This is a genomic window from Mycolicibacterium arseniciresistens, assembly GCF_030519285.1.
GTDB classification, from domain to species: domain Bacteria; phylum Actinomycetota; class Actinomycetes; order Mycobacteriales; family Mycobacteriaceae; genus Mycobacterium; species Mycobacterium arseniciresistens.
Genome location: NZ_JAUMSQ010000214.1, coordinates 1 through 13,444, shown reverse-complemented (window position 1 = coordinate 13,444; position 13,444 = coordinate 1). Strand labels below are relative to the sequence as shown.

The 13,444-nt window shown below is 70.0% G+C and carries 13 protein-coding genes; 2 read left to right on the top strand and 11 right to left on the bottom strand.

Annotated elements, in window-relative coordinates; all coding sequences use genetic code 11:
• Positions 1–805 (bottom strand): Mur ligase family protein (locus Q2100_RS22260; RefSeq protein ID WP_302915802.1); only part of this gene is annotated, 805 nt, incomplete at its 3' end.
• A gap of 74 nt (positions 806–879) precedes the next feature.
• Between Q2100_RS22260 and Q2100_RS22255 the strand changes: the two genes are divergently transcribed.
• Positions 880–1,899, top strand: a complete 1,020-nt coding sequence (locus Q2100_RS22255) for a DEDDh family exonuclease (RefSeq protein ID WP_302915801.1) — start codon at positions 880–882, stop codon at positions 1,897–1,899.
• Here the strand turns inward: Q2100_RS22255 and Q2100_RS22250 are convergent, their stop codons facing one another.
• Complete coding sequence (locus Q2100_RS22250; RefSeq protein ID WP_302915800.1) at positions 1,900–2,754, bottom strand: helix-turn-helix transcriptional regulator; 855 nt, start codon at positions 2,752–2,754, stop codon at positions 1,900–1,902.
• A gap of 72 nt (positions 2,755–2,826) precedes the next feature.
• Between Q2100_RS22250 and Q2100_RS22245 the strand changes: the two genes are divergently transcribed.
• A complete protein-coding gene (locus tag Q2100_RS22245) occupies positions 2,827–3,417 on the top strand; it encodes a class I SAM-dependent methyltransferase (RefSeq protein WP_302915799.1) in 591 nt (196 codons plus the stop codon).
• Here the strand turns inward: Q2100_RS22245 and leuA are convergent.
• From leuA to Q2100_RS22200, 9 genes are all read right to left on the bottom strand, one after another.
• Positions 3,414–5,216: a 2-isopropylmalate synthase gene (gene leuA, locus Q2100_RS22240; RefSeq protein ID WP_302915798.1), complete on the bottom strand. Its 1,803-nt coding sequence runs from the start codon at positions 5,214–5,216 to the stop codon at positions 3,414–3,416. The two genes, Q2100_RS22245 and leuA, sit on opposite strands and share 4 nt — an antisense overlap.
• Positions 5,217–5,391: 175 nt before the next feature.
• Entirely contained in the window at positions 5,392–6,051 is a 660-nt protein-coding gene (locus tag Q2100_RS22235) for a helix-turn-helix domain-containing protein (protein ID WP_264010998.1), read from the bottom strand.
• An 11-nt stretch (positions 6,052–6,062) separates the two neighbouring features.
• A complete protein-coding gene (locus Q2100_RS22230; protein WP_302915797.1) occupies positions 6,063–7,262 on the bottom strand; it encodes an NAD(P)/FAD-dependent oxidoreductase in 1,200 nt (399 codons plus the stop codon).
• A complete protein-coding gene (locus Q2100_RS22225; RefSeq protein WP_302915796.1) occupies positions 7,259–8,578 on the bottom strand; it encodes an FMN-binding glutamate synthase family protein in 1,320 nt (439 codons plus the stop codon). The genes Q2100_RS22230 and Q2100_RS22225 overlap by 4 nt, the downstream gene beginning before the upstream one ends.
• Position 8,579: 1 nt before the next feature.
• The gene (locus tag Q2100_RS22220; RefSeq protein WP_302915795.1) at positions 8,580–9,266 is read right to left on the bottom strand and encodes a protein glxC; all 687 of its coding nucleotides are present in this window, start codon (positions 9,264–9,266) and stop codon (positions 8,580–8,582) included.
• Positions 9,254–10,138, bottom strand: coding sequence for a class II glutamine amidotransferase domain-containing protein (locus tag Q2100_RS22215; RefSeq protein ID WP_302915794.1), 885 nt, complete (start codon positions 10,136–10,138; stop codon positions 9,254–9,256). Before Q2100_RS22215 ends, Q2100_RS22220 begins: the two co-directional genes overlap by 13 nt.
• 26 nt (positions 10,139–10,164) lie before the next feature.
• Positions 10,165–11,475 carry a type III glutamate--ammonia ligase gene (gene glnT / locus Q2100_RS22210; protein ID WP_302915793.1) on the bottom strand — a complete coding sequence of 437 codons (1,311 nt, stop codon included), beginning with the start codon at positions 11,473–11,475 and terminating at the stop codon, positions 10,165–10,167.
• A gap of 105 nt (positions 11,476–11,580) precedes the next feature.
• Positions 11,581–12,834 (bottom strand): ammonium transporter, encoded by a 1,254-nt coding sequence (locus Q2100_RS22205; protein ID WP_264011018.1) that lies wholly within the window; start codon positions 12,832–12,834, stop codon positions 11,581–11,583.
• 261 nt (positions 12,835–13,095) lie between these two features.
• Positions 13,096–13,444, bottom strand: a 349-nt coding sequence (locus Q2100_RS22200; protein WP_302915792.1) for a nitroreductase family protein, incomplete at its 5' end; no start/stop codon positions are given.

The following is a 13,444-nucleotide window of genomic DNA, read 5'->3' as shown; positions in this document are numbered from 1 at the left end:
CCGGATCGGCGCCCAGCGCGACCGCCGCCGCCACCGCGTGAACGGCGTTGCCGCGGTTGACCGCGCCCGGCAGGGCCAGCGACATGGGCAGCGTGAGCCCGTCGGGGCCGTGGATGTGGGTGTCGTCGAACCACCACTGCGGCGTCGGCCGCTTGAAATCCATGCCGGTCGAGTACCAGTGTCTGCCGTCGCGGACGATCACCTCGCCCGAACGCGGACACGACACCGAGTCGTTGGCCCAGCTGCCGCCCGCGGCCACCCACACCACGTTCGGGCAGTCATAGGCCGCCGAGGTCATCAGCACGTCGTCGCAGTTGGCCACCACCACGGTCGACGGGTGCCGCGCCAGCCCGGCCCGCAGCGTCCGCTCGATGTGGTTGATCTCGCCGACCCGGTCCAACTGGTCGCGCGACAGGTTCAGCAGCACGATCACCGCCGGATCCACCGCGTCGGCCACGTGCGGCACGTGCATCTCGTCGACCTCGAGCGCGGCAAGCGTGGCGTCGCGGGCCGCGGCCAGCGCCGCGACCAGCCCGGCGTCCATGTTGGCGCCCTCGGCGTTGGTCGCCACCGGTCCGAGAGTGCCCAGCGCGGCGGCGGTCATCCGGGTGGTGGTCGACTTGCCGTTGGTGCCGGTGATGACGACGCTGCGGCGGGCCTGCCCGAGCTGGCGCAGGATCGACCGGTCCAGCGTCATCGCTACCAGGCCGCCGATCATCGCCCCCGCGCCGCGACCGGTGACCCGCGACGCCCAGCGCGCCGCGGATCCCGCGCCGAGCGCAATTCGACCGCGAGTGGTGACCATCCCCGGCATTTTAGGTGTCCGACACGCTGGGCCGCCGGGCGAGGGATGTCGGACCCCCGTGCCATCCTGGCCAGGTGAGCCAAACGCGCGCCGAATGTCGCCGGCCGAGCGGCTCCTGGGGCCGGCCCGCTGTGGAGGACGGATCCGGCTGGGCCGTCGTCGACGTGGAGACCTCGGGTTTCCAGCCCGGGCAGGCCCGCATCGTCAGCATCGCCGCACTCGCGGTCGGTGACGACGGCAACGTCGAGCGCAGCGTCGCGACGCTGCTGAACCCGGGCGTCGACCCCGGGCCCACGCATGTGCACGGCCTCACCGCCGAGATGCTGGAGGGGCAGCCGAGCTTCGGCGACGTGGTCGACGACGTGCGAGCCGTCCTCGCGGGCCGCACGCTGGTCGCGCACAATGTCGCCTTCGACTACTCGTTCCTGGCGGCGGAGGCCGAACTCGTCGGCGCCGAGCTGCCGGTGGACACCGTGATGTGCACCGTCGAGCTGGCCCGCCGGCTTCAACTCGGCACCGAGAACCTGCGCCTGGAGACGCTGGCCGCGCACTGGGGCGTGCCGCAGCTGCGGCCGCACGACGCCCTCGACGACGCACAGGTGCTCGCCCAGATCCTCAAGCCGACCCTGGCGCGGGCCCGCGAGCGGAGGGCATGGCTGCCGGTGCGCCCGGCCACCCGGCGGCGTTGGCCCAACGGCCAGGTCACCCACGACGAGCTGCGGCCACTGAAGATGCTCGCGTCACGGCTGCCGTGCCCGTACGCCAACCCGGGCCGGTTCGTCGCCGGACGGCCGCTGGTGCAGGGCATGCGGGTCGGCCTGTCGGCCGAGGTGAAGCGCACCCACGAGGAACTGATCGAACGGATCGTGCACGCCGGGCTGTCCTACTCCGAGGCCGTCGACCTGGAGACGTCCCTGGTGATCTGCAACGAGGCCGAACCCGAGCAGGGCAAGGGATACCACGCCCGCGACCTCGGCGTGCCGCTCGTCACCGACACCGAGTTCATGCGCTGCCTCGACGCGGTGGTCGGCGGCACCGGCATCGAGGAGTTCGCCGCCGCCACGCCTACCGGCGAGCAGTTCGCCCTGTTCTGATCACGCGGCGGCGTTGCGGCTGCGCCATTCCCGTGGCGAGGCCCCGTGCGTTCGGCGGAAAGCCCTGCTGAAGTAGGCCGCGTCCGGCATCCCGACCCGGCGGCCGATCTCCTGGATCGGAAGGTCGGTGTCCGCCAGCAGCGTGCGCGCCTCGATCATCCGGCGCTCGAGGATCCAGTCCTGAACCGTGCGCCCCGTGCGGCGGCGCACGACCGTGGTCAGGTGCCCGGCGGTCAGGTTCAATTCGCGCGCCACGTCGCGCAGCGACAGCGGCTCGCCGATGTGCCGCTCGATCACCGCGAACACGTCGGCCAGCAGCGGCTCACCGCTGCGCCGCAGGTCGCCCACCACGTCGTCGGCCAGGCGCGCGACGTCGATCAGCAGCAGCGTCAACTCGGCCAGTGCCGCCTGCCGGTATCCGGGCTGCCGTACGGCCAGTTCGGACTCGATCGACGCGATCGCGGCGTCCCAGCGCGGCCTGCGACCGGCGGGCACGTGCAACCGCATGAGCCCGCCGCGCTGGCCGTGCAGGAAGGGGAACAGCAGGGGATGTGACCGCCAGGTCGGCCATGGCGAGCCGGCATCCTCGCCGAGCGCCGATGCGTCGAAGAAGATGCCGATGCCGTCGCCGTCGCGGTGCACCTGCAGCGGGTCGACGGCCGCGCCTGCCGCCACGACGTAGAGGGCGCCGGTCGCCGGGAGGTACCAGAGCACCGGGAAGTCGTGGATGTGCCTGCGGTGCTCGACCACGTCGCCGTCGGTGAGGCGGACTACCGACAGCGGCGGGGTGCTGTCGGCGGCCGGATAGGCGTACACGGGCACCCCGTCGCGGTGACGGATCAAACGGGACGGCATGAGACGAAGATAATCCAAGTTTCGGCGATGATCGAGCAACACCGCTATGCGCAACAGGATCACGATGGATCCATGACGAAAGATCGGTCAATCGACTACATACCCGCCGCAGGACGCGACGCGTTCCTGCCGGGGTACGACCTGCTCACCCGGGTGCTCGGCATGCGGCCGGCCTACCGTGCGCTCATCGACCAGGCCGGGCTCGCCGACGGCCTGCAGGTCCTCGAGATCGGCTGCGGCACCGGCAATGTGACCGTCAGCGCGAAGCGCTCACATCCCGGCGCGCAGTTCACCGGATCGGATCCCGATCCCCGTGCCCTCGACCGGGCCCGCCGAAAGGCCCGCGGCCTGAGCGGAATCCGCTTCGAACGCGGCTATGCGCAGCGGCTGCCGTACCCCGACGGCAGCTTCGACCGGGTGCTGTCGTCGATGATGCTGCACCATCTCGACGAGGACACCAAGGCACAGGCTGCCGCCGAGGCGTTCCGCGTGCTGCGGCCCGGCGGCAGCCTGCACGTCGTCGACATCGTCGGTCACCCGCACGGCCACGGCGGCGCGATCCCAAAGCTGCTGAGCTCAGCAGGGTTCGACGTCGACGAGGTGGGCAGCCACCGACTGCGGCTGTTCGGGCGGGTGAAGCGCTACCGCGCCGTTCGGGGCTAGCGGGCCGCCCGGTTGACGGCCGACACCACCGCACGCAGCGATGCCGTGGTGATCGACGTCGCGATGCCGACGCCCCAGACGGTCCGGCCGCCCACCGACGCCTCGACGTACGCGGCGGCCTGGGCCTCCTCGCCCGCCGAGAGGGCGTGCTCGGAGTAGTCCAGCACGGACACGTCGAAGCCGATGGCGCCAAGGGCGTCGACGAACGCGGCGAGCGGACCGTTGCCCGCGCCGACGATCTCGCGCTCTTCGCCGTCGACCTTCACCACCGCGGTGATGGTGTCGGTGCCGCCGTCGACCTCGGCCGCGTCGACCCGCTGGCGGATGCGCTCCAGCGGCCGGAGCGGCGCCAAATACTCCTCGGAGAAGACGTCCCACATCTCCTTGGGCGACACCTCACCGCCCTCACCGTCGGTGATCTTCTGGATCGCCTGGCTGAATTCGATCTGCAGCCGGCGCGGCAGCACCAGGCCGCGGTCGGCCTTCATGATGTAGGCGACGCCGCCCTTGCCGGACTGCGAGTTCACCCGGATGACGGCCTCGTAGGTGCGGCCGACGTCCTTGGGGTCGATCGGCAGGTACGGGACCTGCCAGAGGATGTCGTCGACATCGGCGTCCTGCTCGTCCGCCGAGACCTTCATCGCGTCCAGGCCCTTGTTGATCGCGTCCTGGTGACTGCCGGAGAACGCGGTGTAGACCAGATCGCCGCCGTAGGGGTGGCGCTCGTGGACGGGCAACTGGTTGCAGTACTCGACGGTGCGCCGGATCTCGTCGATGTTGGAGAAGTCGATCTGCGGGTCGACACCGCGGCTGAACAGGTTGAGCCCCAGCGTCACCAGACACACGTTGCCGGTCCGCTCGCCGTTGCCGAACAGGCAGCCCTCGATGCGGTCGGCGCCGGCCTGATAGCCCAATTCTGCCGCGGCGACGGCCGTTCCGCGGTCGTTGTGCGGGTGCAGGCTCAGGATGATCGAGTCCCGGCGGGCCAGGTTGCGGCTCATCCACTCGATCGAGTCGGCGTACACGTTGGGGGTGGCCATCTCGACGGTGGCGGGCAGGTTGACGATCAGCGGCGCCTCGGGTGTGGGCGCGATGATGTCGGCGACGGCGTCACACACCTCCTTGGCGTACTCGAGTTCGGTGCCGGTGTAGGACTCCGGGCTGTACTCGAACCGCCAGTGCGTGCCGGGGTACTTCGCGGCCTCCTCGACACACATCCGGGCGCCGTCCGTCGCGATCGCCTTGACGGCCTCGCGGTCGGCCCGGAACACCACGCGGCGTTGCAGGATCGACGTCGAGTTGTAGAAGTGCACGATCGCCCGGGGTGCGCCGGCGCACGCCTCGAACGTGCGCGCGATCAGCTCGGGCCGGCACTGCGTCAGCACCTGAATGGTGACGTCGTCGGGCACCGCGCCCTGCTCGATGATCTCGCGGACGAAGTCGAAGTCCGTCTGGCTGGCCGACGGGAAGCCGACCTCGATCTCCTTGTAGCCCATCCGCGCCAGCAGCTCGAACATGCGCCGTTTGCGGGCCGGACTCATCGGATCGATCAGTGCTTGATTGCCGTCGCGCAGGTCCACCGCGCACCACATCGGCGCGGTGCTGACGACCTTGTCGGGCCAGGTGCGGTCGGGCACCGTGACGGGTTCGACCTCGTCGGCGAAGCTGCGGTACCGGCTGACCGGCATCTGGGTGGCGCGCTGGGTGTTCCAGGCGGGCTGGCCGGGGTGTGGGTCACCGGCGGGGGTGTGAATGGTGCGTACCGAGCTGAAGCCGTCGGCGGATGGTGCAGTGTTCATGTGATCGCTCCGGGAGTGTGAAAGGGGACTCGACCGGCGCATCACGAAACACCCGCGACGAGAAGCCGGTCTGGTCAGACCCCGTCGCGGCGTCCGAGAAGGAGCACCCGCTGCACGTCGTCCACTGTAGCGCGGGTGTGCCCGTGCCCCAAACTTTGCTGAAATTAGCGTCCGGCTACACCTGCGAGTCGGGGAAGGCGATCACCGACAGGAAGCGGATCGGCAGCTCGACCAGGTCGACCGGACCGTGCGCCCCCTCGCCGTCGATCTGCAGCGAGTCCCCCGGCTGCATCCGGTACACCGACCTGCTGTGGCTGTAATCCATCACGCCTTCGAGCATGTAGATGAACTCGGTGCCCGGATGCTGGAACAGCGGGTATGTCCGGCTCTTCTCCGACAGCGTCACGTGCAGGCATTCGAGCCGCTTGTGCTCACCGCGCAGCGACCCGAGCAGCTCGTAGTCGTGGCCCTCCTTGGTGCCGTTGCGCACGATGTGCGCGCCGGTGCCCGCCCTGACGAACGCCGCGGGCCGTTCCACGTCGGCGCCGCGGAACAGACTGGTGACCGGCACGTCGAAGCCCTTGGCCAGCAGCGCCAGGGTCGACAGGCTGCAGGAGGTCTGGGCGTTCTCGATCTTGCTCAGCATCGCCTTGGAGATGCCGACGCGGGCGGCCATGTCGGCGACGGTGAGGCCGTGCTGCAACCGCAGTTGACGTACGTTGCGCCCGATCGCCGCCTCGAACTCGACCTCTTCCACCGAATCCTGTGGATTGCGGTCGCGCGCGGTGCCAGCCTTGTTCCGCAGCAGCGGAACGTCGTCGTCAGCGGGGCTCACGGGTTCCTTGTCTAGCGCATCTCGCCGGCGCCGACGTACGGGTACGGCGTCTTGAGCAGGTCGCCGTCGTCGAACCGCGACAACCGGAAGTCCGACTCGGGGATGCGGGCGTCGGCGCTGCGTCCGTCGATCACGAGATCGGCGACCAGCCGGCCCACCGCCGGGGCGATCTTGAAGCCGTGTCCGCTGAACCCCGCGGCGACGAACAGTCCGGTCACGCCGGTCGCGGAGATCACCGGGTTCCAGTCCGGGGTGACGTCGTAGCAGCCGGCGTAGCTGCCGGTGATCGCTGCGGCGGTGAAGCCGGGGAAGCGGGTGCCGACCTTCTCGACCGTGACGTCGACGAACTCGTCGGTGGCCCGGTTGAGATAGCGGTCCGGATCGGCTTCCGCGATGTCGGCCAGGTCGCTGTTGCCGAACAGCACGTCGCCACCGGTCTCGGGGCGGATGTACTGCAGCGACACCAGATCGGAGAACACGGGCAGGCCCGCCGTCGGCACGCCCGGCGAGATCAGCACGATCTGCTCGCGCACCACGCGGATCGGCACGTCGATCCCGTACGGCGCCAGGAACGGGCGCGTCCACGCGCCGGTGGCGACCACCACGGACGGCGCGTGGATCTCGGTGCCGTCGGCGGTGCGGACGCCGGTGATCCGGTCGCCGTCGACGAGCAGGTCCACCACGGGTGTGCCCTGCAGGACCCGGACACCGGCGGCACGCGCAGAGACGGCGAGCGCCTGCGCGGTCTGATAGGCGTCGCCGTACCCGCCGCGCGGCTCCCAGCCGAACGCCGCGAACGGCGTCAGGTCGGCGTACGGCCACATGCGCTCCACTTCGGCCGCGTCGATCTCCTCGGTCTGCACCCCGACGGCGCGCTGTGCGGCAAGGCTGGCGCGCATCGCGTCGACGTTCTGTTCGCCGACACCGACGACGTAGCCGCTCTGCCGGAACCCGATGTCCGCCGCGTGGTCGCCGAGGAACTGCTGCGGCTTCTCGAACACCTCGAGCCCGACGGTCGCCATCGCGGCCAGTGAGCTGACGCCGTAGTGGCAGCGCACGATGCCGCTGGACTTGCCGGTCATCCCGGAGCCGACCGTGTTGCGTTCGGCGACAACGACATCGGTGACCCCGCGCTGCGCGAGTGCCCAGGCGGCCGCGGCGCCTTCGATGCCGCCGCCGACGATGACGACGTCAGCGGTGTCGGTGGTCATGTGCCGGGTATCCAGCTCGTGCCGGCCAGCGGCACCCGCGCCATCGCGGCGGCCTCGATGGTGACGGCGACGAGGTCCTCGGGTTCCAGGTGGCACACGTGGGCCTTTCCGCAGGCCCGTGCGATCGTCTGGGCCTCCATGGTCAGCACCCGCAGGTAGTTGGCCAGCCGCCGGCCGCCCTCTATCGCGTCGAACCGTGCCGCCAGCTCCGGGTCCTGCGTGCTGATGCCCGCCGGATCGGTGCCGTCCTGGAAGTCGTCGAAGAAACCCGCTGCGCTGCCGAGCTTCTCGTACTCCGCGGCGTAGCGCGGATGGTTGTCGCCGAGTGCGATCAGCGCGGCGGTGCCGATCGCCACTGCGTCGGCGCCCAGCGCCAAGGCCTTGGCCACGTCGGCGCCGGTGCGGATGCCTCCGGAGACGATGAGCTGCACCTTGCGATGGACGCCCAGTTCGGTGAGCGCCTGCACCGCTTGCGGCAGTGCGGCCAGCGTCGGCACGCCGACGTGTTCGATGAACACCTCCTGGGTGGCGGCGGTGCCGCCCTGCATGCCGTCGACCACCACCACGTCGGCGCCGGCGTGCACCGCGAGCTTGACGTCGTAGTAGGTGCGGGTGGCGCCGACCTTGACGTAGATCGGCTTCTCCCAGTCGGTGAGTTCGCGCAGCTCGTTGATCTTGATGGTGAGGTCGTCGGGCCCCGTCCAGTCCGGGTGTCGGCACGCCGAACGCTGGTCGATGCCCTGCGGCAGGGTGCGCATGCCTGCGACACGTTCGGAGATCTTCTGTCCCAGCAGCATTCCGCCGCCGCCGGGTTTGGCGCCCTGGCCGAGCACCACCTCGATCGCGTCCGCGCGACGCAGGTCGTCGGGGTTCATGCCGTAGCGCGACGGAAGGTACTGGTACACCAGGTGCTTGCTCTGGCCGCGTTCCTCGGGAGTCATGCCGCCGTCACCGGTGGTCGTCGACGTCCCTGCCTCGCTGGCGCCGCGGCCCAGCGCCTCCTTGGCCGGACCCGACAACGCGCCGAACGACATGCCCGCGATGGTCACCGGAATGCTCAGGTGCAGCGGGTGTTTGGCGTGCCGGTCGCCGAGCACGACGTCGGTGTCGCACCGCTCGCGGTAGCCCTCGAGCGGGTAGCGCGACATCGAGGCACCGAGGAACAGCAGGTCGTCGAAGTGCGGGAGCGGGCGTTTGGCGCCCCAGCCGCGGATGTCGTAGACGCCGGTCTCGGCGGCCCGCTGGATCGCGGCGATGGTGGCGCGGTCGAAGGTGGCCGACTCGCGCAGGCCCCGCTGTGCCGGGTCAGTGGTCATGTCAGTAGCTCCCTGCGTTGTCGACGTGGAAGTGGTACAGGGTGCGGGCGGACCCGTAGCGGGTGTAGGACGACGTGTCGTCGTCCTCGAATCCGGCCGCCTTGAGCAGCGCGCCGAGTTCCTCGTGGTGTTCGGCGCTCATCTCCTTGGCCACACAGTCCGCGCCCAGTGATGCGACGTCGCCGCGGACGTAGAGGCGGGCCTCGTAGATGGAGTCGCCGAGTGCCTCGCCTGCGTTGCCGCGCACCACCAGCCGGCCGGCCTGGGCCATGAATGCGCTCATGTGGCCGATGTCGCCGCCCACCACGATGTCCACCCCCTTCATCGAGATGCCGCACCGCGCGGCGGCATTGCCCTCGATCACGAGCAGGCCGCCGTGCGCGGTGGCGCCGGCGGACTGCGAGGCGGCACCCTTCACCCACACGGTGCCGCTCATCATGTTCTCCGCGACGCCGGTGCCCGCGTTGCCGTCGATGACGACGTCGGCGCGCTGGTTCATCCCCGCCGCGTAGTAGCCGACGTGGCCGTTGACCGTCACGCGGACCGGGGCATCGAGGCCGACGGCCACGTTGTGCGCACCGGCCGGATGGTCGATGACGAACTCACCGGCCAGGCCCGGCGCGTGCAGGGCGGCGTTGACCTCCCGCAGTGCGGTCTCGCCCAGGTCCCAGTGCACTAGCGCTGCCATGCGTAGACGACCTCCGGTTCGGGTTCCCAGATCGCGGCGTGCGCGACGCCGGGCAGGCCGGACAGCGCGCGGTACTCGCTGGCCATCGCGACCCAGTCCGAGGTCTCGGCGATGACGGCCGGCTTGCATGCGATGGCGTCGCGCACCACGGCGAACGAGTCCGAGTTGGACACCAGCAGTGTGTAGAACCCGTCGAAGCGGCTGCACAGTTCCTTCAGCGCGGTCTCGATGTAACGGCCTGCGGCCAGTTGCGCCGCGACGAACCGCGCGCCCACCTCGGTGTCGTTCTCGCTGTCGAATTCGACTCCGGCGGCGCGGAGTTCGCGTCTGATGGTGGCGTGGTTGGCGAACGACCCGTTGTGCACCAGGCACTGGTCTGGGCCGACGGCGTAGGGGTGCGCACCCGAGGGCGTCACGGCCGATTCGGTGGCCATCCTGGTGTGCCCGACGCCCTGCCAGCCCTGCGCCGTCGCCAGCCCCCACGACTCGGCGAGGGTGCGCGGATGCCCGACGCCCTTGAGCACGGCCAGGTCGTCGCCGAAGCCCGCGACCAGTGCGTCGGGCAGCGCCGCCCGGACCGTGGTGAGCAGGGTGGTCGCGTCGGACTCACCGGACACCAGGTAGGTGTCGTCGAGCACGGTGACCGTCACCTGCGGGCCCAGCGCGGAGCGCACCGAGTCGGCCGAGGCGTCGACGCCGAGCAGCGAGACGCACGACCGGCCCGGCGGCGTCCAGGCCGGGTCGCCGTACACCGCCACGCCGGCCGAATCGCTTCCGCGGTCGGCCATCTCGCACAGCATCCCGGTGAGCAGTTCGCCCAACCGCGGGTACAGCGCTGGGTTGCGCAGGTGCAACCCGACGATTCCGCACATCGCTGTCTCGTTCTCCTCGTCGTGGGTCAGAAGGCGGTCAGGTACTGGTCGATCTCCCACGGCGTCACGGCGCCGTGGTAGGCGAAGAACTCCTCGCGCTTGACGTCGGCGAAGTAGCCGGCCACCCCTTCGCCCGCCGCGTTGAGCACGCCGGACACCACGGGGTCGGACTGCAGTTCGTCGACGGCGTGCAGCAGGGTCGGTGGCAGCGTCGCGCGGCCGTCACCCGCGGCGCCGACCGCGCCGGGATCGGTGCTGCGCTTGATGCCGTCCAGGCCCGCGCCCAGCGCGGCCGCCATCGCGAGATAGGGGTTGGCCGACCCGTCGCCGCCGCGCAGTTCGATGCGCTGCGAGTCGGGCACCCGGATGTAGTGCGTGCGGTCGTTGCCGCCGTAGGTCGCGCGCCGCGGCGCCCAGGATGCACCCGACGCCGTCGAGGTCGCACCGGTTCGCTTGTAGGAGTTGACCGTCGGCGCGATGACGGCCTGCAGTGCGCAGGCGTGGTCGAGGATCCCGCCGATGAAGCCGTATGCGGTGTCGGACAGGCCGAGGCCGCGGTGATCCTCGGCGGCCGGGAACACCGGGGCGCCGCCGCGGGTGAGCGACAGGTGCAGGTGCAGGCCGCTGCCCGTGCGGTCGGCGAACGGCTTGGGCATGAACGTGGCGACCATGCCGCGTTCGGCGGCGATCATCGACAGCAGGTACCGGAGCGTCACCACGCGGTCGGCGGTGGTGAGCGCCTCGGCGAACTGGAAGTTCTGCTCGAACTGGCCGTTGCCGTCCTCGTGGTCGTTGGCGTAGTTCGACCAGCCCAGTGCGTTCATCGCCGTGGAGATGGCGGTGAGGTGGTCGTACATCCGGGTGACGCCGCGGGCGTCGTAGCAGGGCTGGGCGGCGGTGTCGGCGGCGTCTGCGGTGGACAGGCTGCCGTCGGGATTGCGGTGCAGCAGGAAGTACTCGACTTCCGCTCCGACCCACGGCTCGAAGCCGGCGTCGGCGGCCTGCTGGATCAGCGCCTTGAGGATGACGCGCGGTGCATAGGGCCACGGCTCGCCCTCGACGTGCGGGTCGCAGTGCACGATGGCCAGCCCGTCCTTGATGAACGGGATCGGGGTGAACGACGCCGGGTCCGGGATCGCCATCAGATCGGGGTCTTTGGGCTCCTGGCCGATGGCGCCGACGGCGTAACCCGCGAAGCCGACACCCTCGGTGGCGAGCAGGTCGACGGCCTCGACCGGCACCAGCTTGGCGCAGGGCTTGCCGCGCAGGTCGACGAACAGCGCGAGCACGAACTTCGTGCCGGACTGCTCGGAGAGGGTGGCGAGATCGGGGGTCATACGGGTCCTGTCTCTTGCTGAGAATCAAAGTATCACGATAGGAAACTCGGCTGGCATGCGAAAGCCGGCCGGTGCGGGGGTGAACCCGCGCCGGCCGGCGTCAGATCACACAGGTGCCATGTCGTAGGACGACTCGCGGTGGAACTTCGCGTCGATGCCCTGCTCCTCCTCCTCGGGCGAGATGCGGATGCCCATCGTCTTCTTCAGTACGAAGGCGATCGCGAACGCGACCACGAAGGAGTACGCCATCACCGCGAACGCGGCGACCGCCTGCTTCCACAGCTGGTCGACACCGCCGCCGTAGAACAGGCCGTTGGTGGCGTTGGGCATGCCCTCGCTGGCGAAGAAGCCGATCAGCAGCGTGCCGATGAGCCCGCCGACCAGGTGGACGCCGACGACGTCGAGCGAGTCGTCGTAGCCGAACTTCGACTTCAGGCCGACGGCGTACACGCAGATCGCGCCTGCGATGGCGCCGACGAAGATCGCGCCGACCGGGGTGACCGAACCGCAGGCCGGGGTGATGGCGACCAGGCCGGTGATGGCGCCTGACGCCGCACCGACACCGGTGACGTGGCCGTCCTTGATCTTCTCGACGGCGAGCCAGGCCAGCGTGGCGGCGCACGTCGCGACGAAGGTGGTGACCATGACGATCGCCGCCGAATTGCCGGCGGCCAGCGCCGATCCGCCGTTGAAGGCATACCAGCCGGCCCACAGCAGACCGGCGCCGAGCAGGGTCAGCGGCACGTTGTGCGGCTTGCGCAGCTGACCGAACATCGCCGACTTGCCGAGGACGATCGCCACGGCCAGCGCGGCGGCGCCTGCGTTGATGTGCACAGCGGTACCACCGGCGAAGTCGATGGCCTTGAGGCTGTTGGCGATCCAGCCGCCGACCGAGTTCTCGGTGACCACTCCGTCGAACGCGAACACCCAGTGCGCGACGGGGAAGTACACCAGCACGGCCCACACCGTGGCGAACAGCATCCATGCGCCGAACTTCATCCGGTCGGCCACCGCACCGGAGATCAGCGCGACGGTGATCCCCGCGAACAGGGCCTGGAAGATGGCGAACAGACTCACCGGCAGGCCCGAGATGGTGGTCTGGGACTCCAGCAGGTCGGTCATGCCGTCGAATTCGGTGAAGCTGCCGACGAAGCCGCCGTACGAGGTGCCGAAGACCATCGAGAAGCCGAACAGCACCCACAGCACGCCGACGACGGCGACCGCACCGAAGGTCATCATCATCATGTTGGTCGAGCTCTTGACCGAGACCATGCCGCCGTAGAACAGCGCAAGGCCCGGGATCATGAGGGTCAGCCCGATGATGCAACACAGCATGAATGCCGTGGTGCCAGTGTCCACTACGTCCATTGGTCAGTTACTCCTGGAAGTGATGCGGACCGCTCAGTCGGGTCCGTTCACTGGCAGTAACCGACGTTTCTGTTACGCGGGCAGTGTCGTGGTGTTGCGGATGCGTTAATAGTCCGTCGCGCGGGATAATCGTGGCGCTGTCAGGCGTTGACTCTGCGCCAACGGCCGCCGACGGAGTTGACTCTGCGGCCAGGGCGTGAGCCACTCGCACTTTCGCGCCGTCCACGCAGAGTCAGCCCACCGAGCGCAGAGTCAGCCGAAGAAAGGCTTGCCCCAGGCGCCGGCGAAGGCGATCTCCTCGAGCGGGAGCCTGCGGCGGGGCAGCGAGTCGCGTTCGACGATCTTCTCGTCGGCGCCCGCGTAGTCACCGAGCGAGCCGACGGCGACCACGGCGTACGGCCGGACACCCTCGGGGACGCCGAAGTCGCGACGGGCCGCGTCCGCATCGAAGCCGGCCATCGGGTGGGCGATCAGCCGCCGCGACACCGCCTCCACGCTCAGGTTGGCGATCGCCGCGCCGGCGTCGAGCGCCGCGTAGCGCGCCGTCCGGTCGTCCTCGCCCTCGTCGGCGCACACCAGGATCAGCGCACCCGCGGCATGG